Here is a 25,411-nt window from a genome sequence, read left to right on the forward strand (position 1 = left end):
CGCTCACTCACCGCCGCGCAGGATCGAGTTGCCCTCGTGGGTGGCGCCGGGCCGGGCCACGTCCAGGTCGAGGCGTCCGCTGAGCCCGTAGAAGGCGACCGGGTTGCGCCACAGCACGCGGTCCACGTCGTCCTCGGTGAAACCCTCGGCGAGCATGAGGTCGGCGACCTTGCGGGTCTTGAGCGGGTCGCTGCGGCCCCAGTCGGCGGCGGAGTTCACCAGCACCTGGTCGGTGCCGTGGGCGCGCAGGATCGCCACCATCCGTTCCTCGTCCATCTTGGTGTCCGGATAGACGGAGAAGCCGAGCCAGCAGCCCGCGTCCTTGGCTTCCTCGACGGTGGTCTCGTTGAGGTGGTCGACCAGGACCCGGTCGGCGGGGAGCGCGGACTCGCGGACCACGTCGAGGGTGCGGCGCAGCCCGGCCCGTTTGTCGCGGTGCGGGGTGTGCACCAGCGCCGGCAGGCCGTGGTCGGCGGCGAGCTGGAGCTGGGCGGCGAGCGCGGTGTCCTCGGCGGGGGTCATGGAGTCGTAGCCGATCTCACCGACGGCGACGACCCGGTCCTTGACCAGGTAGCGGGGCAGTTCGTCGAGGACCGGGGCGCAGCGCGGGTCGTTGGCCTCCTTGGGATTGAGGGCGATCGCGCAGTGGTGGGCGATGCCGTGCTGGGCGGCGCGGAAGGGTTCCCAGCCGAGGAGGGAGTCGAAGTAGTCGCGGAAGGAGGCCGGGGAGGTGCGGGGCTGACCGAGCCAGAAGGCGGGTTCGACCAGGGCGCGGACGCCCGCGGCGTACATGGCCTCGTAGTCGTCGGTGGTCCGGGAGGTCATGTGGATGTGGGGGTCGAAGATGCGCATCAGGACTCCTTGCCGTGGGGGTCCGCCGGGCCGTGCGACTCGGTCGCCGGTCCGGTCAGGGCCAAAACGCGGTGCAGGTCCCCGGGGACCCGGCGGCCCGCGGCGGTGCGTTCGGCGGCGTAGTCGGCGAGCATCCGGGCGAGTTCGGCGTCCCCGCGGGCCCGGCGGTCCAGCTCCGCCACGTGACCGATGCCGACGCCGGTGAACAGGCACTTCAGTACCGCGTGCCGCCACTGGTGGTCATCGAGGTGGCGGGCGGCGTAGGGACCGACGGCGGCGGCCAGCAGCCGGGTGTCGTTGGTGCGCAGGGCGTCCTCGACGAGCGGCAGCGCGCCGGGGCCGGGCACCAGGTGGGGCAGGGCGTGCAGGACGGCGCGGCGTTCGTCGGCGGTGCCCTGGTGGTAGACCCGGCCCAGCGCGTCGGCTCCGGCGCGGGCCGCGTGCAGGATCAGGACGCGGGCGGCGTCGGCGTGGGCGGGGCCGCAGCGGCGGCCGGCCTCGGCGAGACGCAGTTCCCACGCGGAGATCGGGCCGTGGCCTCCGGGGTGGGCGCCGGCCTCGTCGAGGGCCTGGTCGAGCCAGTGGCGGGCGGCGGGGTCGAGCCGGGCGGTGAGGGCGGCACGCAGGTCGGCCGGCGGGGTCGTGGCGGGGGTGGTGTCCCGGCCCCGGGCGTCGTTCCGCGCGGCGCCGGTGTCCTCCGTGCGCCGGGTGGGGTGGGCGGCGTGCGGGTGCGTCATGGAGTGCTCCCTCGTGGGGTGGCGGAGGGCACGCCTGGGGGTGGGGCGGCCGGCGCCGGGAGATCGGTGGCGGTGGGGGGCCGGGTGGAGTGGGCTGCGGTGGAAGTCCGGGTGGGACGGGCTGCGGTGGGGGCCTGGGTGGGACGGGCTGCGGTGGGGGGCCGGGTGGCGGGGACTTCGGCCGAGGCGCGAGTCCGGGTGACGGGGACTTCGGCCGAGGCCGCGGCGCTGTGGAGGAACGGGAGGGAGTGGGCGGCGAAGTGGGGGCCGGCGTGGGAGTGGCGGGGCAGTTCGACGACGGTCAGGCCCTGGTAGCCGGTGGCGGCGAGGGCCGCGAGGACGGGCGGGAAGTCGATCTCGCCCGCACCGAACGGGAGGTGCTCATGGACACCGCGGCGCATGTCCTCGACCTGGACGTGCCGCAGCCAGGGACCGGCGGCGCGTACGCAGTCGGCCGGAGGAAGGGGTTCGAGGCACTGGCAGTGACCGATGTCGAGGGTGAGGCCGAGCGCCTCGGGACCGCCGAGGGCGTGGCGCAGGTGGTGGAAGTCGGCCAGGGTGGCGAGAAGGTGCCCCGGTTCGGGTTCGACGGCGAGCGGGACACCGGCGGCGGTGGCCGCCTCCACGACCGGGGCCACGGCGGCGGCCAGGCGGTGCCACGCCGTCCGGGCGCCGGTGCCGTCGGGAACGACGCCGCTGAAGCAGTGGACGGCGTGGGCGCCGAGGTCGGCGGCGACCCGCACGGCGGTGAGCAGCAGGCCGACGCGGCGGGCGCGGTCGTCCGGGTCGGGATCGAGGAGGGAGGGCCCGTGTTTGCGGCGCGGGTCGAGGACGTAGCGGGCGCCCGTCTCGACCGTGACGCCCAGGCCGAGGGCGTCCAGCCGGTGCGCGACCCGGCGGGTGCGGGCGGCCAGGTCCGGGGCGAGCGGATCGAGGTGCATGTGGTCGAGGGTCAGTCCGACGCCGTCGTAGCCGAGGTCGGCGAGGAGGGCGAGGGCGTCGTCCAGACGGAGGTCGGCGAGGCCGTTGGTGCCGTAGCCGAAACGGAGGGGGGCGACTGCGGCGTCTCGCGGTGCGGGCGACGTCATGTGATGCTCACCTTCCTCGCGAACCGTCGGCCCAGTGGGGCGAGCCCCGCGATCAGGAGACCCGCGACGCTCGTGCCGGAACGGGTGGCGAGGGCGGCCTGGAGGGGGATCGTGGCGCGGATGCCGCCGCCGACGGCGCGTTGGGTGAGCGGGGGTGAGGGGTTGAGGGTGGCGTGGAAGTAGGGGCGGGCGGCCGTGGCGGCGTAGACCGCGCCGAGGACGGCGGTGAGCCGCGCCCCTCCCGATGCCCCGTCCGTCGGCGCTGACCGGTCCGTCGGTGTGAGGCCCGGCAGACCGCGGGAGGCTGCTTCCCGTCGGTCTGCCGGGGGTCGGATGGGCCGCCTGGTCACCAGTCGGGTCAGCAGGGCGGTGGTGGCGAGGGCCGCGAGGGGGGCCGCCGCCGATCCGCCGGTGGTCTCCCGGCGGGACACGGCCGTGACCGCGAGGGTGTGGGTTCCCAGGAGGGCCGCCGAGGGCAGGGCCGGGCGGATGCGTCCCGCGCCGGCCGCGGCGCCCAGGAGCAGGTCCAGGGCGCGCGCCCCGGCCATGGCGACCGGGCCGGCGGGCGTGTGCTTGAGGGCGAGGTCGTAGGCCCAGACGGTCGCCGCCAGGGGTACGGCCACCGCGAGGGCGGGACGGCCGGCGCCGGCCGCGAGGGCCAGGCCGGCGCCGGTCAGGGCACACGCGGCGGTGAGGGCGGTGGAGGGGCGCACCCGGCCGGACGGAAGGGGGCGGTGGGGGCGTTCAGCGGCGTCCTCGGTGCGGTCGGCCCAGTCGTTGAGGACCATACCGGCCTCGTACAGGCAGACGGAGGAGCCGATGGAGAGCAGGGTGCGGTACCCGGGCCGGGCGCCGACCGCCGCCGCGCCGGCCAGGGCGTCGCCGGGGACGGTGAACAGGGCGGGCAGCCGGAGCAGTTCGGCCCAGGCGCGGGAGACGCGGGAGACGTGGGACCTGTGGGGATCGTCGGCCACGCGGGAGGCGTGGTGTCCCGGTGGCTTTCCGGTCACGCGGGAGCGCGGTTCCGTATCCGTCCGGCCGGTGAGAACGGGGGTGTCGCGCGCCGCTTCCGTGTCCGCCGTCGCGTCGGCCGGCCGGTTCACCGGCGGTCCCCGGGGCCGGCGGGCGCGTCACCGGCCGGCCGCACCGCCAGGCGGTCCGCGAAGCCGAGGAGCTGCGCGTACTGGTCGCCGAGGGCGGACGGCCCGTCCCCCACCGGGTCCTTGAAGTAGAAGCCCAGTTCGCGCAGGGGGCCGGTCAGGCCCAGCTCGTGGGAGCGGGCGGCCAGACGGGCCAGGTCGAGGACGAGGGGGGCGGCGAGGGCGGAGTCACAGCCCTGCCAGATGGTCTGGAGGATCATGCGGGTGCCGAGGAAGCCGTCGAAGGCGATGTGGTCCCAGGCCGTCTTGAAGTCGCCGAGCGCGGGGACGTCGTCGATGTGTACCTCGCCCTCGACGGTGGTGCCGAGGGTGTCGGCGAGGACGCGTTCCTTGCCGGCGTTCTTGGCCGCCGCGGCGGCCGGGTCGGCGAGGGAGGCACCGTCGCCGCCGCCGAGGAGGTTGGTGCCGGACCAGGCCCGGACGGAAAGCGCCCGCTGGGCGAACATCGGGCCCAGTACCGAGCGCAGCAGCGTCTGCCCGGTCTTGCCGTCGCGTCCCGCGTACGGCAGGCCGCAGGACGCCGCCTCCGCGGCCAGGGACGGGTGGTGCAGGCCGGTGGAGGGGGTGAAGTTGACGTAGGGGCAGCCGGCGCGCAGGGCCGCCGCCGCGTAGAGGGAGCTGGGCGGCAGGGTCCGGCCAGTGGCGAGCGGCTCGGTGGAGGCCACGTTGACGACCACCGCCCGCGCCGCTCCGAAGCGGCGTACGAAGTCACGGATGTCTGCGGCGAAGGCGGTGATCAGTTCCTCGGCGGACCGGGTGTCACCGGGCAGGGGCCCGCCGGGGCGGATCTCCCGTTCCGCGGCCGACAGTTCGGCGTGGACGGCGGCGGGGAGACCGGGTGGCAGTACGCCGCCGGCGGCCAGGGCCTCGGCGCGCTTGGGAAGGGGACAGTCCACGGTGTCGTGGCCGCCGAAGACGAGGGAGGGAAGGGCGGGGAGGGCGGAGCCGGCGAAGTGGGGGGTCTCGGTGACCAGGCCGGTCGGTGGGTGCAGGCCGGCGGTCATGGCCGCGCAGCCCGCCACCACGGTCGTGGCGACCGAGCCGCGCGCACCGATCAGCCACACACCGGTACGGGAAGCCGAAGAGGAAGAGGAAGAGGAGGAGGAAGAGGAAGAAGGGGAGGGGGAAAGGGAGGGGGACGCGGACATGGGCAGCCTCCTTGTCGGACGCGTCGATGTGGAGCCCCGGCGGGACCGGGTGGAGCCCCGGAAGAACCGGGTGGAGCCCCGGCGGGACCGGGTGGTGACGGCGGGCGGGGGTCCGGCGTCCCCCGCCCGCCGCCGTCCGGTGGCCCCAGGGGGCTACGGGCGGGTCAGGAGGGCAGCTCCCTCAGCTGGATGTCGCGGAAGGAGACCTTGTCGGCGGCGCCGTGGTTCTGGAGACCTATGTAGCCGTCCGTCAGGCTCCGCTCGGGGTCCTTGTTGGTGAAGTCGTTGATCTTGACTCCGTTGAGGAACACCTGGAGGCGTTCGCCCCGGACCTTGATCTCGTAGGAGTTCCACTGGCCGGGCGGGCGCAGGACCTGGTCACGGGCCTTGATGTCGGCCGACTGGAAGGAGTAGACGGCACCCGTGGTGCGGTCGGCCGCGTCCGTGGCGTCGATCTGGATCTCGTACCCCTTGTCCACCGCGGACCAGGGGTCGTCGGAGGCCGGGAAGCCCACGAAGACGCCGGAGTTGTCGTCACCGCGCATCTTCCAGTCGAGCTTGAGCGAGTACGACTCCAGTTCCTTGGCCTGGTACCAGAGCAGGCCCATGCCGCCGTTGGACTCCAGCGTGCCGTCCTTGATGTCGAAGGTGCCGGGGCCGGCCTGCTTCCAGCCGTCCAGGGTCTGCCCGTTGAAGATCTTCCGGTAGCCCTTGTCCGGCTTGCAGTCGGCCTCGACCTGGCCGGTGGCGTACTGGAGACCGCCGAGCAGATGGGCCCGGAAGGCCTCGTCGGCGTAGGACTCCTTGGTGTGGCCGAGGCCGGTGTAGAAGGAGCGGCCGCCTTCGTAGGCGTGGCACCAGGCGATCGGGTGGTCGCCCTTCATGGTGCCGCCCTGGTAGGTGGTCTCGTCGAGGGTGGCGAGGACCTTGACCCGCTCGCGCGGGTTGGTGCGGTAGTTGTACAGCTCGTCGGTGCGCTCCCAGGTGTCGCCGAGGTGCGCGGTGGCCGGGTGGTCGTGGTCCTCGACGCGCACGGTGGCCTTCTGCTGGGCCGGGTGCGAGTCGAAGTAGGCGCCGACGAGGCCGCCGTAGAACTCCCAGTCGTACTCGGTGTCGGCGGCGGCATGGACGCCCATGTACCCGCCGCCATTCGCCACGTAGTTCTCGAACGCCTTCTGCTGGTCGGCGTCGAGCACGTCACCGGTGGTGGACATGAAGACGACCGCGTCGTACTTGGCGAGGTTGGCCGTGGTGAACTGCTTGGCCTCCTCGGTGGCGGTGACGGTGATGCCGGCCGGGACGCCGAGTTCCCTCAGCGCGGCGACGCCCTCCGGGATGGAGTCGTGGCGGAAGCCGGCCGTCCTGGAGAAGACGAGGACCTTCTTGCCGTTCTTGAAGGGTTCCTTGGAGAACTCGAAGTCGTCCACGTCGAACAGCGCGCCGTCGCCGCCCTTGAAGACGAGGTAGATGTCCGAGGTCTTCTTGGGCAGGGACCGCAGCGGCACGTCGACGTCCTGGAACGTCTCCCAGCCGCCGGTCGGCGGGATGTACGCCGAGCCGTGCAGCTTGCCGGTGGGCGAGCCGGTGCGCAGCTCGACGAAGCCGCCGGCGCCGCCCGAGGAGGCCCGGACGGTCAGCTTCTTCTGCCCGTCGAACTTGTAGGGGGTGAAGGAGATCCAGTCGCCGTCGTGGATGTCGCCGACGGTCCTGCCGCCGTTGGCGCCGGTCTTGTCGATCACCGACACGCCCTGCTGGGTGGTGAAGTGCTCGGCCTGGCGGTGCAGCGGCTGGAGGACGGTGCGGGCGGTGCCGGTCAGCGCCTCCTGGCCGCTGGCCCCGCCGTCGGTGTAGCTGGCGCCGACGACGCCGTAGATGTTGGCGTTGGGGTCGTGGCCGCCGTCGCCGGCGGGCGGCTTGAGGGTGCCCTCGCAGCCGGTCTCGCTGGTCAGCTCGTGGGCGTGGTTGTCGTGGCCGAGGCTGTAGACGACCTTGACCTTGGAGCAGTCGACGGTCTCCTCGGGGTCGGTGACCGTCACCTTGAAGGGGACGGGCTCCCCGAAGGCGGCCAGGGCGCCGTTGCCGGGGACGTCGATCCTCACCGTGGGTTCGGTGTTGCCGACCACGATGCGGACGCTGGCGTTGCCGGTGTTGCCCTCGGGGTCCTCGGCGGTGAAGGTCGCGGTGTAGGTGCCGGCCTTCTTGTACCTGTGGGTGGGGGTGAGGCCCTCGCCCGTGGTGCCGTCGCCGAAGTCCCAGCTGTAGGTCAGCTCCGGGGAGTCGGCGTCCTTGGCGGTGGCGGTGAACCTGACCTTGAGGCCGGCCGCGCCGGAGGTCTTGTCGGCGCTCACCTCGGCGATCGGCGAGAAGCCGTCCTCGGCGTTCTCGATCCGGTAGAGGGCGGAGTCGTCGTCGCCCTGGAACCAGGAGAGGCCGTAGTCGAGGACGTAGAGCGCGCCGTCGGGGCCGAACTCCATGTCCATGATCTGGGTGCCGGTCCACGGGAAGTCGTTGATCGACGCGACCGTGCCGTCCTCGTTCTGCTCGATCCGCTTGATCCACTGGCGGCCGAACTCGCCGGCGAAGAAGTCGCCGTCGTACGCCTCGGGGAACTTCACGCCGGAGTCGAGGTCGGGGTCGTAGCGGTAGACCGGGCCGGCCATCGGGGACTCGGAGCCGCTGCCGAACTCGGGCACGGAGTCGTCGTCGTACGGGATCCAGGCGGGCTGCGCCGGCGGCAGGTCGACCAGGCCGGTGTTGTGCGGGGAGGTGTTCCTCGGGGCGGCGCAGTCGAAGGGCTCGCCGGAGGTGCCGGTGGCGAAGTCGTAGTCGACGTACGGGTCGTTGGCACCGGTGCAGAACGGCCAGCCGAAGTTGCCGGGGCCGGTGACCTTGGCGAACTCGACCTGTCCGGCCGGTCCCCGGTCCGGGTCGGCGGCGCCGGCGTCGGGGCCGTAGTCACCGACGTAGATGGTGCCGGTCTTGTCGTCGACGCTCATCCGGAACGGGTTGCGGAAGCCCATCGCGTAGATCTCGGGGCGGGTCTTCTCGGTGCCGGGGGCGAAGAGGTTGCCGTCCGGGATCGTGTACGAGCCGTCCTCGGCGACCTTGATCCGCAGGATCTTGCCGCGCAGGTCGTTGGTGTTGCCGGAGCTGCGGCGGGCGTCGAAGGCCGGGTTGCGGTCGGGCCGCTCGTCGATCGGGGTGAAGCCGTCGGAGGCGAAGGGGTTGGAGTCGTCGCCGGTGGAGAGGTAGAGGTTGCCCTCGGCGTCGAAGTCGATGTCACCGCCGACGTGGCAGCAGGTGCCGCGGGAGGCGGCGACGTCCAGGACCTTCTTCTCACTGGCCGGGTCCAGGGTGCCGTTGGGGTTGAGGACGAACCGGGAGAGCCGGTTGACGCCGTCGAACTCGGCGAAGTCGGCGGCGGTGCCGTTCTCCGGGGCGTCGCCCGCGGGGGTGTCCAGCGGCGGGGCGTAGTAGAGGTAGATCGCCCGGTTGTTCTCGAAGTCCGGGTCGACGCCGACGCCCTGGAGGCCCTCCTCGTCGTGGCTGTAGACGGGGATCCGGCCGGCGATCTTGGTGACGCCGCCCTGGTCGGTGAGGCGCAGGGTGCCGTCGCGCGAGGTGTGCAGGACGCTGCGGTCCGGAAGCACGGCGAGCGACATGGGCTCGCCCATCTCGGGTTCGCCCTTGGCGAGCGGCACCTGCTGGAACTGCCCTTCGGCCGCGGGGGCCGGGTCGGCCTGGGCCGCGGCGCCGGGCTGGGCGCCGGCGGTGCCGGCCGGGGCGCCCACGGCCAGCAGCAGGCCGGTGAACAGGGCGAGGGTGGTGCGGAGTCCGGTTCTCCTGGTGCTCGTGGTTCTGGTTCTGTGCACGGAAGTCCCTCCGGGAACGGGTGGGCCGTACGGGATGGGGTGTGCGAGGGCGTGCCGGGTGGGGAGGTGCGGTGCGGGCGCCGGGGTGCGCCGTCACCCCGGAGGTGTGCCGAGCCGCGGCGTTCGGCCGCTGGACGCTCAGCCGTCGAACACTCGGCCGCTGAACCCTCGGCCGCTGGACGCTCAACCGTCGAACACTCGGCTGCTGAACGCTCAGCCGCTGGACGCTCAGCTGCCGAACCGTCGGCCGCTAGGCGCTCAGCTGTTGAACGCCGCGTCGAAGGACGCGCTGGGCGGCTCGTGGTCGTAGGTCTTCAGGTGGGTCAGGGCCTCGGGGGCGCCCTGGAGGCGGTCCATGCCGGCGTCCTCCCACTCCACGGAGACGGGACCCTGGTAGTCGATGGCGCGCAGCATGCGGAAAACGTCCTCCCAGGGGACGTCGCCGTGCCCGGCGGAGACGAAGTCCCAGCCGCGCCGGGGGTCGCCCCAGGGCAGGTGGGAGCCGAGCCGGCCGTTGCGGCCGTCGAGGCGCTTGCGGGCCTCCTTGCAGTCGACGTGGTAGATCCGGTCGCGGAAGTCCCACAGGAAGCCGACCGGGTCGAGGTCCTGCCAGACGAAGTGGGAGGGGTCGAAGTTGAGGCCGAAGGCGGGGCGGTGATCGACGGCCGCCAGGGCCCGCTGGGTGGTCCAGTAGTCGTAGGCGATCTCGCTGGGATGGACCTCGTGGGCGAAGCGGACGCCCTCGGTGTCGAAGACGTCCAGGATCGGGTTCCAGCGGTCGGCGAAGTCCTGGTAACCGCGCTCGATCATGGAGTCGGGGGCGGGCGGGAACATGGCGACCAGGTGCCAGATGGCGGAGCCGGTGAAGCCGATGACGGTGTCGACGCCGAGCCGGCGAGCGGCCCGCGCGGTGTCCTTGAGCTCGGCGGCGGCCCGCCGGCGTACGCCCTCCGCGTCCCCGTCGCCCCAGATCCGGGCGGGCAGGATCGCCTGGTGGCGCTCGTCGATGATGGCGTCGCAGACGGCCTGGCCGACGAGGTGGTTGGAGACGGCCCAGCACTTCAGGCCGTACTTGTCGAGAAGCCGGTGGCGGCCGTCGACGTAGGACGGGTCGGCGAGGGCCTTGTCGACCTCGAAGTGGTCGCCCCAGCAGGCGAGTTCGAGGCCGTCGTAGCCGAAGTCGCGGGCGAGCCGGCAGACCTCCTCCAGGGGCAGGTCCGCCCACTGGCCGGTGAAGAGTGTGAACGGGCGCGGCATCGTGGCAGACCCTCCTCAGACGGCGACGGGTGTGTAGACGGCGTTCTTCTCGGCGCTCGCCTCCACGGCGGCGAGCACCCGCTGCACCTGGAGTCCGTCGGCGAAGGACGGCTCCGGGGCGCGGCCCTCGGCGACGGCGTGCACGAGGTCGCGGACCTGGTGGACGAAGGTGTGCTCGTAGCCGAGGCCGTGGCCGGGCGGCCACCAGGCGTCCAGGTAGGGGTGGTCGGGTTCGGTGACGAGGATGCGGCGGAACCCCGCGTGCTCGTCCCGCTCCGTGGCGTCGTGGTAGGTCAGCTCGTTGAGGCGTTCCAGGTCGAAGGCCAGCGAACCCCGCTCGCCGTTGAGTTCGATGCGCAGGGCGTTCTTGCGGCCGGTGGCGTAGCGGGTGGCCTCGAGGGAGGCGAGGGCGCCGGAGGGGAAGCGGCCGGTGAAGACGGCGGCGTCGTCCACGGTGACCCGGCCGGTGCCCGCGCCGTCGGCGGGCCCCGGGGGCAGGGGGCGTTCCCGTACGAAGGTCTCGGTGAGGGCGGAGACGCCGGCCAGCCGTTCGCCGGTCAGGTACTGGGCGAGGTCGACGATGTGGGCGCCGAGGTCGCCGAGCGCGCCGGAGCCGGCGAGTTCCTTGCGCAGCCGCCAGGTCAGCGGCGCGGCCGGGTCGACCAGCCAGTCCTGGAGGTACGCCACCCGCACGTGCCGCAGCCTGCCGACGCGGCCCTCGGCGACCATCCGCCGGGCCAGCGCGGTGGCGGGGACGCGGCGGTAGTTGAACCCGACCATGGCCACCTGACCGCGGGCGGCGGCCGCTTCGGCGGCGCGGGCCATGGCCTCGGCCTCGGCGACGGTGTTGGCCAGTGGTTTCTCGCACAGGACGTGTTTGCCGGCGGCCAGCGCGGCCAGCGCGATCTCGGCGTGGCTGTCGCCGGGGGTGCAGATGTCGACGAGGTCGACGTCGTCCCGTTCGACGAGGGCGTGCCAGTCGGTCTCGGTCGCCGCCCAGCCGTGCCGGTCGGCCGCGGTGCGGACGGCGTCGGCGTCCCGCCCGCAGACCGCGGACAGCACGGGGTTCAGCGGCAGGTCGAAGACGCGGCCCGCGGTGCGCCAGCCCTGGGAGTGGGCGGCGCCCATGAAGGCGTAGCCCACCATGCCGACCCGCAGGGGCGGTCTCGACACGGACGGCGCCGCGGCCGCGACCGTGGCGGTCACGACCGGTGTGCCCGTCGCGGTGGGCGTGCCCGTCACTGTAGGCGTTCCCCTCACTGTGGGCGTTCCCGTCGCTGCGGACACGTCCGTCGCGGCGGGTGTTCCCGTCGCCTCCGCCGTCCCCGTCGAGCCCGCCGTCCCCGTCGAGCCCGGCGTCCCCGTCGAGCCCGGCGTCCCCGGGACCCTCGGGCTGCTGCGGCTGTCCCATGCGGATGTCCTCCTCGTCGTGGTGGTGCGATGGCCCGCGGGTCCCGCCCCGGGCTGGTCAAAGCCGTGGGCGAGGCGCCCGCCCGGGGCCGGTCCGGCTCGTCGAGCGCGGCCCCGCCCCGGCGCCGGTCGGACAGCGAGCGCGGTCCCCCGCCCAGAACCCGTCGGACCCGTGCGCCCGGTCCCCGCCCCCGGTGACTGGTCAGGCCCCCGGGGGCGGGCGGCGGGGCCTCACTTGAAGCCGGTGGACATGTACTGGTCGACGTTCTCCTTGTCGACGACGGCCGAGTAGAGGGTGATCGAGGCGGGGATCTCGTACTCGGCGAGGCCGCCGATCCCCTTGCCCTGGCCCAGCGCGCGGGCGAGGTCGATCGCCGAGGCGGCCATGGTCGGCGGGTAGAGGACCGTCGCCTTCAGGACGCCGTTGTCCTGCTTGATGGCCTGGAACGCGGAGAGCGCGCCCGCGCCGCCGACCATCAGGAAGTCGTCGCGTCCGGCCTGCTCGATGGCCCGGAGGGCGCCCACGCCCTGGTCGTCGTCGTGGTTCCACAGGGCGTCGAACGTCGACTGGGCCTGGAGCAGCTGGGCCATCTTGGCCTGGCCGGACTCGACCGTGAAGTCGGCGGCCTGACGGGCCACCTTCTTGATGTTGGGGTAGTTCTTCAGGGCGTCGTCGAAGCCCTTGGTGCGCTGCCGGGTCAGTTCGAGGTTGTCGATGCCGGCCAGTTCGATGACGCGGGCGTCCGCCTTGTCCTTGAGCTTCTCGCCGATGTAGTGCCCGGCGTTGAGGCCCATGCCGTAGTTGTCGCCGCCGACCCAGCAGCGGTATGCCTGCGGGGTGTTGAAGACGCGGTCGAGGTTGACCACCGGTATCCCGGCCCGCATCGCCTTCAGCCCGACCTGGGTGAGCGCCTTGCCGTCGGCGGGCAGCACCACCAGGACGTCGACCTTCTTGTTGATGAGGGTCTCGATCTGGCCGATCTGCTGGGCGGTGTCGTTGGAGCCCTCGGTGACCTCCAGGGTCACGTCGGAGTACTTCTCGGCGCGGCCCTTGGCCTGGTCGTTGATGGCGTTGAGCCAGCCGTGGTCGGCGAGCGGTCCCGCGTAGCCGATGGTGACCTGCTTGCCGGGCTTGTCGTCGGCGGCGGGCCGGGTGTCGGCACCCGCCTCCTCCTCGTCGTCCGGCTCGTTGCTCGTGCACCCGGTGAGGAAGGCCCCTGCGGACACGGCTGCGGCTCCGAACAGCAGCCCTCTGCGGCTCGCGAACGGCGTGTGCTCTGGCATGACGCTCAACCCTTTCCTCATGACGTGCTCGCGGTACGGCGCTGGACCAGCACGGCGGCGACGATGATCGCTCCCTTGGCGATCTGCTGGACGTCGCTCTGCAGGTTGTTCAGGGCGAAGATGTTGGTGATCGTGGTGAAGATCAGGACGCCGAGCACGGAGCCGACGATGGTGCCGCGTCCGCCGCTGAGCAGTGTGCCGCCGATGATCGCGGCGGCGATGGCGTCGAGTTCGTAGAGGTTGCCGTTGGTGTTCTGGCCGGAGCCGGACAGGACGATCAGCAGGAAGGCGGCGATGCCGCAGCACAGCCCGGACAGCAGGTAGAGGTAGAGGCGCTGGCGGCGCACGTCGATGCCGGCCAGGCGGGCGGCCTCCGCGTTGCCGCCGACGGCGACCGTGCGGCGGCCGAAGGTGGTCCGGTTCAGCACCAGCCAGCCGACGACGGTGACGGCGGCGAAGACCAGGACCAGCGGCGGTACGCCGAGCACGTAGGCGTCGCGCTCGCCGAGGTCGAGCACGCCCTCCACGGTGACGACCTGGGTCTGCCCGTCGGTGATCTGCAGGGCCAGGCCGCGGGCGGAGGCCAGCATGGCGAGGGTGGCGATGAACGGGACCATCGCGCCGTACGCGATGAGGACGCCGTTGACGAGTCCGCAGCCCACCCCGACCACGACCGCGGTGAACAGGATGCCGAGGAATCCGTACTCCTGGGTGGCGACCGTCGTCGCCCACACCGAGGCGAGGGCGACGATCGCGCCGACGGAGAGGTCGATGCCGCCGGACATGATCACGAAGGTCATGCCGACGGTGACGACGCCGATCACGGACGCCTGGGTGAGGACGAGTTGCAGGTTGCGGGTGTCGAGGAACTCGTCGGGCTTGGTGACGCCGCCGATCAGGACCAGCACGGCGAGCACGCCGAGCAGGGACAGGATGCGGACGTCGGCGCGGGCGGCCACGCCCCGCCAGGCGGGCGGCCCGTCCACGGGTGCCGCCTTTGCGGTGCCGTCCCGGGGCGGGGACACGTGCTGCGTCATGCTGCCGGGCTCCCTTCCATGACGAGGTCGAGTACGCGGTGTTCGTCGAGTTCGCGGGCGGGTGCCTCGTGCACGACCCGCCCCTCGCGCAGGACCAGCACCCGGTCGGCGAGGCCGAGCACCTCGGGCACCTCGCTGGAGACCAGCAGCACCGCCAGTCCCTCGTCGGCGAGGCGTCGGACGACCGCGTACAGCTCGGCGCGGGCGCCGACGTCGACGCCCCGGGTGGGTTCGTCCAGGAGCAGCACGCGGCAGCCGCGCAGCAGCCAGCGGGCGAGGACGGCCTTCTGCTGGTTGCCGCCGGACAGGGTGCGCACGGGCACGTCCGGGTTGTCGGGGCGCAGCGACAGCTCGCGGGCGGCGGCGCGGGCGGCGCCCCGTTCGGCGCCCCGGTCGAGCCAGCCGCCGCGCGAGAAGCGGGACATGGAGGAGACCGACACGTTGCGGGTGACGGACTCCAGCATCAGCAGGGCCTGCGCCTTGCGCTCCTCGGGGGCGAGGCCGAGGCCGGCGCGTACGGCGGCCCGGACGCTGCCGGGCCTGAGCGGACGTCCGTCGACCAGCACCTGTCCGGCCGACGGCTTGCGGGCGCCGTAGACGGTCTCCAGGATCTCGGAGCGGCCGGAGCCGACCAGTCCGGCGAGGCCGACGATCTCCCCGGGGCGGACGTCCAGGTCGAGGGGGGCGAACTCCCCTCGCCTCGCCAGTTTCCGCACGCTCAGCACCGGCTCGGCGGTGGCGGCCGGGGCGGGGGCGGGCCGCTCCGGGAAGACGTACGCGACGTCGCGGCCGGTCATCAGGGCGACGACCTCGCTGGTCGGGGTGGACTCGGCGGGCAGTCCGCGGGCGACGGCGCGGCCGTCCTTGAGGACGGTGACCCGGTCGCCGATGCGGCGGATCTCCTCCAGGCGGTGCGAGATGTAGACGACGGCGACGCCGGCGGCGGTGAGGTCGCCGACGATCCGGAAGAGGTTGTCGACCTCGTCGGGGTCGAGGGCGGCGGACGGCTCGTCCATCACGATCAGCCGTACGTCGTGGGAGAGCGCCCGTGCCATGGACACGATCTGCTGCTGGGCCGCCGACAGGTCCCCGACCGGGCGGCCCGGGTCGACCTCGGGGTGGCCGAGCCGCTTCAGCAGCGCGGCGGTGGACGCGCGGGCGGCCCGGCCGCGGACGACGAAGCCGGCGGTGGTCGGTTCGTGGCCGAGGTGGACGTTCTCCGCCACCGACAGGTGCTCGACCAGGTCGAGTTCCTGGTAGATGGTGGCGATGCCCAGGCGCATGGCGGCGGCGGGCGAGCGCAGGGTGACGTCCTCGCCGCGCCAGTGCAGGCGGCCGGCGTCGGGCTGGTGGGCGCCGGCCAGCACCTTGATGAGGGTGGACTTCCCGGCGCCGTTCTGGCCGAGCAGGCAGTGCACCTCACCGGCCTGGACGTCGAGGTCGACGCCGTCCAGGGCCCGGACCCCGGGGAAGGACTTGGTGATGCCGGACATGCTGAGCAGCGGTGGTTCTGGTGCCATGTGAGGTCCCCTCGGCGGGCGTGCGGGCCGGTGTCAGGGCAGGGCGGGGCTACGCGCTGTACAGAGGAAAAGGGGTGTGGCCGGAGGGTGCTACGCGGGTGAGAACAGGTGGTCGCTGATGAGCCGGGCGGCGCCGATGACTCCGGCGGTGGGGCCCAGTTCTCCGAGCACGATGGGCAGGTTGCCGGTCGCCAGGGGCAGCGACTGGCGGTAGACCTGGGTGCGGATCGCGGCGAGCAGGGTGTGGCCGAGGCCGGTGACCCCGCCCCCGATCACCACCAGGCCGGGGTTGAAGAAGCTGACCAGGCCGGCGATGACCTGGCCGGTGCGGCTGCCGCCCTCGCGGATCAGGTCGAGGGCGGTGGCGTCGCCGGCCGCCGCCGCGGCGGCGACGTCGACGGCGCTCAGGCTTCCGCCCGGCTCCAGCCGGGCGGCGAGTTCGGCGGACCGGCCCTGCTGGGCGGCCTCCGTGGCGTCGCGGGCCAGGGCCGCGCCGCTGAAGTGGGCCTCCAGGCAGCCCCGGTTGCCGCAGGCGCAGGGGCGGCCCTCGGGTACGGCCTGGATGTGTCCGATGTCGCCGGCGCTGCCCGTCGTCCCGCGGTAGACGTCACCGCCGACGACGATGCCGCAGCCGATGCCGGTGCCTATCTTGACGACGAGGAAGTCGTGCACGGTGCGGGCGACGCCCGCGTGCTGCTCCCCCAGCGCCATCAGGTTCACGTCGTTGTCGACCATCACCGGGCAGCCGAGTTCCTGGCTGAGCGCCTCCCGCACGGGGAAGCCGTCCCAGCCCGGCATGATCGGCGGGGCCACGGGGACGCCCTCGGGGAAGCGGACCGGCCCCGGGACGCCGATGCCGGCGCCGTCGAAGCCCTCCGCGAGCCCCGAGGCCCGCAGCTTGGCCGCCATGGACAGCACCTGCTCGAAGACCGCGACGGGGCCTTCGCGTACGTCCATGGGCTGGTTGGTGTGTCCGAGGATCTCCAGCTCGGCGTTGGTGACGGCGACGTCGACCGAGGTCGCGCCGATGTCGACGCCGAGGAAGCGGAGTCCGGGGTTGAGCCGGATGTTGTGCGAGCGGCGCCCGCCGCGGGAGGCGGCGAGTCCGTCGGCGACGGCCAGTCCCGTCTCCAGCAGCCGGTCCACCTCCACGGCCAGTTTCGACCGGGAGAGGTCGACCTGGTCGCCGAGCTGGGCGCGGGAGTTGGGGCCGCCGTCACGCAGCAGCTTGAGCAACCGGGCCTGGTGGGCGTTGGCGGGTCGTGCGGTCATGCGTCTCACGTGCCCCTCCCCGCCTCAATCGGCTGCGCGCTGCCATGCCGTGCTTTCGAAGGGAACGTAGCAGCGGCTGCCGAAGCTGGGAAGAAGCTGTGCACAGATTGCCGTCGACTTCTTCCACTCACAGGACAAAGAGTCGTACGGGAGGGGTGTGTTCAGGACGCGGCGCGCTCGTGGTACGACCGCCGGGTGTGCTCGGTGTGCTCGCGCATCAGCCGGGTGGCGCGCTGCTCGTCCCGGTCGGTGATGGCGGCGATCATCTCCCGGTGCTCGACCCAGGACTGCCGGCCGCGCTGCCGGGCGATCGGCGTGTAGTACCAGCGCACCCGGCGGTCGACCTGGGCGGCGAGTTCGGCGAGGACGGCGTTGCCCGCCAGCTCCATCACCTTGGAGTGGAACCGCGCGTTCAGGGCGACGGCGCCGTCCACGTCGTCGGCGGCGACGGCCCGCTCCCCCTCGGCGCACAGCTCCTCCAGCGCCGCCACGCCCGCGCCGGAGGCGTTGGCCGCGGCGAGCCGGGCCGCCTCGGCCTCCAGCAGCGTACGGACGGTCAGCAGCTGGTCGGCCTCCTCCTCGGTCGGCTCGTGCACGAACGCGCCCTGGGCGGGGCGCAGATCGACCCAGCCCTCGGTGTTCAGGCGCTGGAGCGCCTCGCGCACGGGCTGCCGGGAGACGCCGAGGTGCCCGGCGAGTTCGCTCTCGACGAGGTGCTGGCCGGGGCGCAGGGCCCGGGTGGTGATGAGTTCGAGCAACGCCTCGTAGACGCGGTCGCGCAGCGGGCCGGGGCGTTCGAGCCTGGGCACCGCTCCTTGCGGCAGTCCTGTCGACAACATCGCGGCCCCCTGGGCAAGGACGGAGACGGGGAAAAAGGTAAAGAAAGCATAAAGTGTTTTTCGTCTACAGTCTACGGCCCGTCCCCGCCCGCCCTCGTCTGCCCCCGCTCACCCTTGCCCGTCCCCGCCCGCTCCCTCGCCCCCCTGAACCGGGGGTCAGGGGCAGCGCACGACCTGTCCGGCGTACGACAGGTTGCCGCCGAAGCCGAAGAGCAGGACCGGGTCGCCGGCGGTGATCTCGCCGCGTTCCACCAGCTTGGCCAGGGCCAGGGGGATGCTGGCCGCCGAGGTGTTGCCGGACTCGGTGACGTCGCGGGCGACGACGGCGTCGACGGCGCCGATGCGCAGGGCCAGCGGCTCGATGATGCGCAGGTTGGCCTGGTGCAGGACGACGGCGGCGAGGTCCGCGGGGTCCACGCCGGCCCGTTCGCACACGCTCCGGGCGACGGCGGGCAGCCGGGTGGTCGCCCAGCGGTAGACGCTCTGGCCCTCCTGGGCGAAGCGCGGCGGGGTGCCCTCGATACGTACGGCGTGTCCGAGTTCGGGCACCGACCCCCACAGCACGGGTCCGATGCCGGGCTCCTCGCCCTCGGCGCAGGGTTCGACGACCACGGCCCCCGCCCCGTCGCCGACGAGCACGCAGGTGGTGCGGTCGGTCCAGTCGGTGACCTCGGACATCTTGTCGGCGCCTATGACCAGGGCCCGGCGCGCGGCGCCCGCGCGGACGGCGTGGTCGGCGGTGGCCAGGGCATGGGTGAACCCGGCGCACACGACGTTGACGTCCATGGTGGCCGGGTTCCCCATGCCGAGCCGGGCGGCGACCCGGGCGGCCGTGTTCGGGGAGCGGTCGATGGCGGTGGAGGTGGCGACCAGCACCAGGTCGACGTCGGCGGGGGTGGCCCCGGCCTCGGCGAGCGCCTTGGCCGCGGCGTGCGCGGCGAGTTCGTCGACGGGTTCGTCGGGCCCGGCGATCCGGCGGGTGCGGATGCCGACCCGGCTGGTGATCCACTCGTCGCTGGTGTCGACCATGCCCGCCAGGTCCTCGTTGGTCAGGACCCGGGCGGGCTGGTGGTGGCCGACTCCGGTGATGCGCGAGCCGTGCATGGGCGGATCCCCCTCATTGCCTGCGGTTGCGGGATCCACCAGTCTGATCAGTGACTCACGGGTACGGCGGCAGGTGATGCGACAGGAAACGCGGGCCGGGCTTGTCGGCTTCCATCAGAACCCGGCCCGCCTCCCCGACCCCGACCCGGCTCAGCTCTCCGAACCCGGCCCGCCTCCTCACCCGGTGAACAGCCGCATCACCCGGTGAACAGCTGCGTCGCCTTGCGCACCAGTTCGTACAGCCCGTAGGCGAGCGGCGCTCCCACCCACAACCAGGCGAACGCGGTCAGCGGGCGCCGGTCGGGCGGGTTCTCACTGCTGTCGGACGACATCGGCGGCCTCCTCGGGGTCCGGGGCGGGGACGTGGTGGCGGGGGTGGACGGGACGGACCAGTTCGTTGGCGACGAAGCCGACGACGAGCAGCCCGATCATGATGACGAACGACAGCCCGTACAGGGACGGGCCGTGCCGCCCGGCCTCCTCCTGCCGGTCGGCGATCCAGTTCACGATCAGCGGCCCGAGGACGCCCGCGGTGGACCAGGCGGTGAGCAGCCGCCCGTGGATCGCGCCGACCTGGTAGGTGCCGAAGAGGTCCTTCAGATAGGCGGGGGCGGTGGCGAAGCCGGCGCCGTAGAAGGACAGGATCACCAGGGCGGCCAGGACGAACAGCGGCTTGGAGGAGTCGCCGAACAGGGCGATCAGCGCGTACATCACGGCGCCGACGCCCAGGTACACCCGGTAGATGTTCTTGCGTCCGATCAGGTCGGAGGTGGACGACCAGCCGATCCGGCCGGCCATGTTCGCGGCCGACAGCAGGGCCACGAACCCGGCGGCGGCGGTGGCGGACACCGGCGCGGAGCTGTCCGCGAAGAAGTCCGTGATCATCGGCGCGGCCTTCTCCAGGATGCCGATGCCGGCGGTGACGTTCATGCAGAGCACGATCCACAGGCACCAGAACTGCGGGGTGCGCACGGCCGAGCGCGCCGAGACCTGGACGCCGCCGAGCGGGGCGGGCCGCCCGTCGGCCGCCTCGGGGGCGCGCGGCACCCGCACCAGCAGGACGCCGAGCAGCATGAAGACGGCGTACGACAGCCCGTGCGCGAGGAAGGCGAGCGCGATGCCGGAGTTGTCGGCGCCGAAGGACTCCAGCATCTGCGCGGACCAGGGCGAGGCGATCAGCGCACCGCCGCCGAAGCCCATGATGGCGATGCCGGCGGCCATGCCGGGCCGGTCGGGGAACCACTTGATGAGCGTGGAGACCGGTGAGATGTACCCGATGCCCAGGCCGATGCCGCCGACGAAGCCGTAACCGAGGACGATCAGCCAGTACTGCCCGGTGGCCGCGCCCAGCGCGGAGAGCAGGAAGCCGGACGAGAAGCAGACCAGCGCCACGGTCATCGCCCAGCGCGGCCCGCGCTTCTCGACCAGGGTGCCGCCGAACGCGGCCGACAGACCGAGCATGACGATGCCGAGCTGGAAGGGGAGCGCGCTCTGGGTGCCGCTGAGGCCGAGCGCGGATTCCAGGGGCGGCTTGAACACGGACCAGGCGTAGGCCTGGCCGATGGAGAGGTGGACCGAGAGCGCGGCCGGCGGGACGAGCCAGCGGCTCCAGCCGGGCGGTGCGACAGGGGGACTCATGAATCCCCCACCGTAGGCAGCCGGACGGCGGTTGAGAAGGTGCTTGATCGAACAACCACCGAGCGCCACCGACCGTGCACAATCCCTTGCCGCCTCCTGCTCCATACTGTAGACAGTATTTCGTCGGCACCCAGTGCCGACGCGCATCCCGCTCTCCGTGACCGCGTCCGGCGCGGCACGGCACCCGTCAGGTCATCGCGACGGTGATGACCGACGCCCCCGTCCCGGACCCGTCGGCACCGAGGAGCGCCGTATGAGGAAGCCGCGACCGACGCACTGCACCAGGCTCACCCACCCCTTGGTGCGGGGCTCCCGCGACGCCCCCTTCCGCCGGGCCGGCCGGGAGGAGGCCCTGGACCGGACCGCCCGGGGCCTGGCACGCAACCGCGGCGCGGTTCGGCATGTTCTCCTGCGCCCGCGCGACCAACGAGACGAACTACGTGGCGCAGGAGTTCGCCCGGTGGTGATGGGCACCCGCAACGTCGACTCCTGCAACCGCGCCTGCCACGCCCCGTCCCTCGCCGGCCTCTCCGCCGCCTCCGGCTCCGGCGGCGGCACCTCCTCGTACGAGGAGGCCGAGCACACCGACGTCATCGTGATGTGGGGCTCCAACGCCCGTTTCGCCCGCCCGATCTTCTTCCAGCACGTCCTGAAGGGGATACGCGACGGCGCCCGGATGCACGCCGTCGACCCGCGCCGCACCTCCACCGCGGAGTGGGCGAGCAGTGGCGGAACAGTTACGCCGTCTCCGTCGCCGGGCGCGGCTTCGACGCCCGGATCTCGGTCGAGCAGGACGCCCCGCTGACCGACTCGGCGTGCGTGTACTGCGGCGACTGCGTCGAGGTGTGCCCCACCGGAGCCCTGTCGTCCAAGACGGAGTTCGACATGCGGGCGGCGGGTACGTGGAACGGGTCGGCGCAGACCGGGACGACCACGGTGTGCGCGTACTGCGGAGTGGGGTGCAGCCCCACCCCGCACGTACAGGACAATGAGATCGTCAAGGTCACCTCGCCGCACGACAGCCCGGTGACCCACGGCAATCTCTGCATCAAGGGCCGTTTCGGCCACCAGCACGTACAGAACCGGGGCTGATCAGAACATGGGACGAGTCACGGAACGACGCAAGGTGATCCGCATCCGCGACGGGGCGGTCAACACCCGTCCGGACACGCTCGTCGCCGAGGAACCCCTGGAGATCCGGCTCAACGGCAGACCGCTCGCCATCACCATGCGCACCCCCGGCGACGACTTCGCACTCGCCGCCGGGTTCCTGGTCAGCGAGGGGGTGCTGGCCCGTCAGGAGGACCTGCGGAACATCGTGTACTGCGCGGGGGCCACCATGGATGTCCCCCCAGGTCCTTCAGGCGCCGGGAGAGGCTCCAACACGTACAACGTGGTGGACGTGCACACGGCGCCGGGCGTCGTCCTGCCCGACATCACCCTCGAACGCAACGTCTACACCACCTCCTCCTGCGGCCTGTGCGGCAAGGCCAGCCTGGACGCGGTCCGCACGACGGCCCGCTGGCCCATCGCCGACACGCCGCCGGTGCGGATCGACGCGGACCTGCTCGCCGAGCTGCCCGACCGGCTGCGCGCCGCCCAGCGGGTCTTCGACCGCACCGGCGGGCTGCACGCGGCGGCGCTCTTCACCGAGGACGGCGAACTGGCCGACATCAGGGAGGACGTGGGCCGGCACAACGCGGTCGACAAGCTCGTCGGCCGGGCGCTGCAGAACGGTGGGCTGCCGCTGTCGCGTTCCGTGCTGCTCGTCTCAGGGCGGGCCTCGTTCGAACTGGCCCAGAAGGCCGTCATGGCCGGTATCCCCGTGCTGGCGGCGGTGTCGGCGCCGTCCTCGCTCGCCGTGGACCTGGCCGCCGAGACCGGTCTGACCCTGGTGGGCTTCCTGCGGGGCACCTCGATGAACGTGTACGCGGGCGAGGACCGCATCGCCCTGCGGACCGCCGCGTCCCGGGGCTGAGGCACCGGCCCGCGACACGACGGCGGAACCCCGGCCGGCGGAGAGCGCCCCCTGCGCCGGTACGGGGTGACGGCGTGTCAGGTGGCGTGGCGCCGGGGGGTGTCGCGCCGGGGTGCCGCGCCGGGTGGGTTTCAGGCAGGGGCGACACGCGGGGGATTCGGCACAACATATCCGATATGTGATGACTTGATCTACTGATGCCCTGACGACCGGCTACCGCTCAGCCGCCTGAAGGGCCACCGCTCCATGCCGTTTCGCCCCCGCACCCGTACCGGACGCCCGCCGGCCGTTCTCGCCTCCCTGCTCGCGCTGTCCTTCGCCCTGCCCTCCACGGCGCACGCGAAGGCCCCCGAATTCACCCAGCAGGTGCTCTTCCGCGCCGGTCAGGAGACCGGGTACGCCTGCTTCCGCATCCCGGCGCTCGTACGGACCACGGACAACACGCTGCTCGCCTTCGCGGAGGGCCGGGTCCGCAACTGCGGGGACGCGGCCGACATCGACATCGTGCTCAAGCGCTCCACGGACGGCGGCCGCACCTGGGGCCCGCTGCGGGTCGTCAACGACGGCGGCGGCGACACCCACGGCAACCCGGCGCCGGTCGTGGACCGCGCCACCGGCCGCGTCCTGCTGGCCGAGACGTACAACACCGGCCGGGCGGACGACGCCGGCTGCGCGATCCCCTGCGACCGCGCGCCCCACCTCCAGTACAGCGACGACGACGGGCTCACCTGGTCCGAGCCGCGCGACCTGAGCGCCGAGATCCGCCCGGCCGGCTGGAACTCCTGGTACGCGACCGGCCCCGTGCACGGCGTGCAGCTGACCGCCGGCGCCCACGCCGGGCGGCTGGTCCTCGGGGTCAACGCCGAGAGCTGGGACGGCGGCCGGGTGACGGCCAACCACGCGGCGCTGGTGGTCAGCGACGACGGCGGCGGCCACTGGCGGACCGGCGCCACCGACACCTGGCCGGTGGCCGACGACGGCACCTTCCGGCAGAAGCCGTCCGAGGTGACCCTGGCCGAACTCGCCGACGGCACACTGCTGGTCAGCGGACGCGAGGAGGACGGCACCGACCTCGGCCACCGCACCCAGACCCTCAGCCGGGACGGCGGCGACAGCTTCACCGCCCCCTTCGCGGCCGTCCCGGACCTGTACACCCCGCAGGTGCAGGGCGCGCTGCTGCGCCTGGGCGACCGGGTGCTGCTGTCCGCCCCGGCCGACCCCGACCGCCGCCGGACCATGGCGATCCGTTCCTCCTGGGACGCCGGCGCCACCTGGGACAGCGTGGACCGGGCCACGGTCGTCACCCGCGACTGGTCCGGCTACTCCGACATGGCGGCCCTCGACGGCACGACGGTGGGGCTGCTGTACGAGGGGGGTGCCGCCGACGCCCGCGACGAGATCCGCTTCGCCCGGTTCGGCACCGACTGGCTCCGGGCCCGGCGCGGCGCCGACCCCACCACCCCCGACCTCGCGCCGGGCGCCCGGCCCGCCGCCGTACTGGGCGGGGCCGGTACGGCGGCGGACGGCGCGGTCGGCGGCGCGGTCGCCTTCGACGGCGCCGACGACGAGGTGCGGCTGCCGTACCGGGAGGGGCTGCGGCTCGGGGACGGCGACTTCACCGTGTCGCTCTGGTTCCGGTACACGGCGAAGACCGGTGAGCAGCCGCTGCTGTGGATGGGCGGGACCGGCACCGAGCGGCCCCAGGTGTGGCTGCGCGCCGAGCCCGCGCAGGACAGGGTGAGCGGGCTGATGACCGCGCGGGAGGGCGCGGCGGCGCCCCGGTCGGCGTACGTACGCGCCACCGGCGCGCACAACGACGGCCGCTGGCACCGGCTGGTGCTGCGCCGGGGCGGCGGGCACCTGACCCTGTTCCTCGACGGGAAGAAGACCGAGGCGCCCCACGTGCCGGGCTCGGTCAGCCGCGACTCGGCCTTCGGCGTGCACGTGGGCGCCCGGATGGACGGGCGGGCGCGGCTCACCGGTGCGCTGGACGACGTACGGGTGTGGCGGCGGGCGCTGAGCGACGGCGAGGCCGGCGCTGTCCAGCCACCCACCGGGGACAGCGTGTTGCGGCTGCCGCTGGATTGGGTGGACGCCCCCTAACGGATGCCGGCGCCGGTGGGTATCGGCGGGTCAGCGGTGTCGTCCTCGGGCAGCGGGTCGTGCGAGCGGCGCTTGGCGATGACCGCGCAGACCATCAGCTGCATCTGGTGGAAGAGCATCAGCGGCAGCACGGCCAGCGAGGCGTGCGCGCCGAAGAGCACGCTGGCCATCGGCAGCCCGGAGGCCAGGGACTTCTTCGAACCGGCGAACTGGATCGCGATCCGGTCCCCCCGCCCGAACCGCAGCGCCTTGGCGCCGTACCAGGTCAGCGCCAGCATCACGGCGAGCAGCACCGCCTCCACCGCCAGCAGCCCGGCCAGCCGGACGGGGCTGACCTGGTGCCAGACGCCCCGCACCATGCCCTCGCTGAACGCCGTGTAGACGACGAGCAGGATCGAACCGCGGTCGACGAACCCGAGCGCCTTCCTGTGCCGGGTGACGAAACCTCCGATCCAGCGCCGCAGCAGCTGCCCCGCGACGAACGGCACCAGCAGCTGGAGCACGATCTTCACCACCGAGCCGGCGGAGAACCCGCCGCCCGTACTGCCCAGCAGACCGGCGGCGAGCAGCGGCGTGGCGACGATGCCGACGAGGGAGGAGAAGGAGCCCGCACAGATCGCGGCGGGCACGTTGCCGCGGGCGATGGAGGTGAAGGCGATCGACGACTGGATGGTGGAGGGGACCAGGGTGCAAAAGAGCAGGCCCTGGTACAGCGGCTCGGTCAGGAAGACGGGGACGAGTCCGCGGGCCGCCAGCCCGAGCAGGGGGAAGACGGCGAAGGTGCAGGCCAGGACGGTGACGTGGAGCCGCCAGTGCTTGAGTCCGTCCATCGCCTCACGGGTGGAGAGCCGGGCGCCGTAGAGGAAGAAGAGGAACGCGATCGCGGCCGTGGCGGCGCCGTCGGCGACGTCGGCCGACGTCCCGCGGGCCGGCAGCAGCGCCGCGAGGCCCACCGTGCCCAGCAGCAGGAGGACGTACGGGTCGATCGGCATCCAGCGCGGCCGACGCAGGCGTTTCACGGTGCTCCACTTGCTCATGTCGCTTCTTCGGTCCCCGGGCACGGGGACACGGGTCCCCGCTCCATCCTGCTCCCTCACCCGGCGATCGGGAAT

General features: G+C 73.0%; 20 protein-coding genes and 1 pseudogene. 4 read left to right on the top strand and 17 right to left on the bottom strand.

The window, feature by feature from the left end; translation table 11 throughout:
* Positions 1-3: 3 nt before the first annotated feature.
* The 16 genes from ACY1JF_RS19910 to ACY1JF_RS19985 all read right to left on the bottom strand — a co-directional run bounded on the left by ACY1JF_RS19910 (position 4) and on the right by ACY1JF_RS19985 (position 20,218).
* On the bottom strand, positions 4-852 hold the full coding sequence (locus ACY1JF_RS19910) for a TatD family hydrolase (protein WP_462706501.1): 849 nt from the start codon (positions 850-852) through the stop codon (positions 4-6).
* The gene (locus ACY1JF_RS19915; protein WP_462706502.1) at positions 852-1,589 is read right to left on the bottom strand and encodes an EboA domain-containing protein; all 738 of its coding nucleotides are present in this window, start codon (positions 1,587-1,589) and stop codon (positions 852-854) included. The genes ACY1JF_RS19910 and ACY1JF_RS19915 overlap by 1 nt, the downstream gene beginning before the upstream one ends.
* Positions 1,586-2,677: a sugar phosphate isomerase/epimerase family protein gene (locus tag ACY1JF_RS19920; protein WP_462706503.1), complete on the bottom strand. Its 1,092-nt coding sequence runs from the start codon at positions 2,675-2,677 to the stop codon at positions 1,586-1,588. Before ACY1JF_RS19920 ends, ACY1JF_RS19915 begins: the two co-directional genes overlap by 4 nt.
* Positions 2,674-3,651 carry an SCO3242 family prenyltransferase gene (locus tag ACY1JF_RS19925; RefSeq protein WP_462706504.1) on the bottom strand — a complete coding sequence of 326 codons (978 nt, stop codon included), beginning with the start codon at positions 3,649-3,651 and terminating at the stop codon, positions 2,674-2,676. Before ACY1JF_RS19925 ends, ACY1JF_RS19920 begins: the two co-directional genes overlap by 4 nt.
* A gap of 125 nt (positions 3,652-3,776) precedes the next feature.
* A complete protein-coding gene (locus ACY1JF_RS19930) occupies positions 3,777-4,985 on the bottom strand; it encodes an inositol-3-phosphate synthase (RefSeq protein ID WP_462706505.1) in 1,209 nt (402 codons plus the stop codon).
* 164 nt (positions 4,986-5,149) lie between these two features.
* Entirely contained in the window at positions 5,150-8,857 is a 3,708-nt protein-coding gene (locus tag ACY1JF_RS19935) for a ThuA domain-containing protein (RefSeq protein ID WP_462706506.1), read from the bottom strand.
* A 258-nt stretch (positions 8,858-9,115) separates the two neighbouring features.
* A complete protein-coding gene (locus ACY1JF_RS19940; protein WP_462706507.1) occupies positions 9,116-10,114 on the bottom strand; it encodes a sugar phosphate isomerase/epimerase family protein in 999 nt (332 codons plus the stop codon).
* A 15-nt stretch (positions 10,115-10,129) separates the two neighbouring features.
* A complete protein-coding gene (locus ACY1JF_RS19945; protein WP_462706570.1) occupies positions 10,130-11,260 on the bottom strand; it encodes a Gfo/Idh/MocA family protein in 1,131 nt (376 codons plus the stop codon).
* A 495-nt stretch (positions 11,261-11,755) separates the two neighbouring features.
* Positions 11,756-12,808 carry a substrate-binding domain-containing protein gene (locus ACY1JF_RS19950; RefSeq protein WP_462706508.1) on the bottom strand — a complete coding sequence of 351 codons (1,053 nt, stop codon included), beginning with the start codon at positions 12,806-12,808 and terminating at the stop codon, positions 11,756-11,758.
* A gap of 17 nt (positions 12,809-12,825) precedes the next feature.
* A complete protein-coding gene (locus ACY1JF_RS19955; RefSeq protein ID WP_462706509.1) occupies positions 12,826-13,845 on the bottom strand; it encodes an ABC transporter permease in 1,020 nt (339 codons plus the stop codon).
* Positions 13,842-15,365: a sugar ABC transporter ATP-binding protein gene (locus ACY1JF_RS19960; RefSeq protein WP_462706510.1), complete on the bottom strand. Its 1,524-nt coding sequence runs from the start codon at positions 15,363-15,365 to the stop codon at positions 13,842-13,844. Before ACY1JF_RS19960 ends, ACY1JF_RS19955 begins: the two co-directional genes overlap by 4 nt.
* 90 nt (positions 15,366-15,455) lie before the next feature.
* Positions 15,456-16,637: an ROK family protein gene (locus tag ACY1JF_RS19965; RefSeq protein ID WP_462706511.1), complete on the bottom strand. Its 1,182-nt coding sequence runs from the start codon at positions 16,635-16,637 to the stop codon at positions 15,456-15,458.
* Between the two features lie 161 nt (positions 16,638-16,798).
* Positions 16,799-17,476, bottom strand: coding sequence for a GntR family transcriptional regulator (locus ACY1JF_RS19970; RefSeq protein WP_462706512.1), 678 nt, complete (start codon positions 17,474-17,476; stop codon positions 16,799-16,801).
* A 156-nt stretch (positions 17,477-17,632) separates the two neighbouring features.
* On the bottom strand, positions 17,633-18,580 hold the full coding sequence (locus ACY1JF_RS19975; RefSeq protein WP_462706513.1) for a beta-ketoacyl-ACP synthase III: 948 nt from the start codon (positions 18,578-18,580) through the stop codon (positions 17,633-17,635).
* A gap of 197 nt (positions 18,581-18,777) precedes the next feature.
* Positions 18,778-18,912: an MFS transporter small subunit gene (locus ACY1JF_RS19980; protein ID WP_462706514.1), complete on the bottom strand. Its 135-nt coding sequence runs from the start codon at positions 18,910-18,912 to the stop codon at positions 18,778-18,780.
* Positions 18,893-20,218, bottom strand: coding sequence for an OFA family MFS transporter (locus ACY1JF_RS19985; RefSeq protein ID WP_462706515.1), 1,326 nt, complete (start codon positions 20,216-20,218; stop codon positions 18,893-18,895). Before ACY1JF_RS19985 ends, ACY1JF_RS19980 begins: the two co-directional genes overlap by 20 nt.
* A gap of 253 nt (positions 20,219-20,471) precedes the next feature.
* Here ACY1JF_RS19985 and ACY1JF_RS19990 point away from each other — a divergent pair, with 253 nt between their 5' ends.
* From ACY1JF_RS19990 to ACY1JF_RS20005, 4 genes and pseudogenes are all read left to right on the top strand, one after another.
* The gene (locus tag ACY1JF_RS19990) at positions 20,472-21,023 is read left to right on the top strand and encodes a molybdopterin-dependent oxidoreductase (protein ID WP_462706516.1); all 552 of its coding nucleotides are present in this window, start codon (positions 20,472-20,474) and stop codon (positions 21,021-21,023) included.
* Positions 20,936-21,310 (top strand): annotated as a pseudogene (locus tag ACY1JF_RS19995) (4Fe-4S binding protein); the annotation flags it as partial. The gene ACY1JF_RS19990 and the pseudogene ACY1JF_RS19995, both read left to right, overlap by 88 nt.
* Before the next feature lie 7 nt (positions 21,311-21,317).
* A complete protein-coding gene (gene fdhD / locus ACY1JF_RS20000; RefSeq protein WP_462706517.1) occupies positions 21,318-22,196 on the top strand; it encodes a formate dehydrogenase accessory sulfurtransferase FdhD in 879 nt (292 codons plus the stop codon).
* A gap of 246 nt (positions 22,197-22,442) precedes the next feature.
* Positions 22,443-24,299: an exo-alpha-sialidase gene (locus ACY1JF_RS20005; protein WP_462706518.1), complete on the top strand. Its 1,857-nt coding sequence runs from the start codon at positions 22,443-22,445 to the stop codon at positions 24,297-24,299.
* Here ACY1JF_RS20005 and ACY1JF_RS20010 read toward each other — a convergent pair.
* Positions 24,296-25,336 carry a bile acid:sodium symporter family protein gene (locus ACY1JF_RS20010; protein ID WP_462706519.1) on the bottom strand — a complete coding sequence of 347 codons (1,041 nt, stop codon included), beginning with the start codon at positions 25,334-25,336 and terminating at the stop codon, positions 24,296-24,298. The genes ACY1JF_RS20005 and ACY1JF_RS20010 overlap by 4 nt on opposite strands.
* Positions 25,337-25,411 lie beyond the last annotated feature (75 nt).

The sequence above is a fragment of the Streptomyces sp. SYSU D01066-1 genome, from assembly GCF_054956795.1.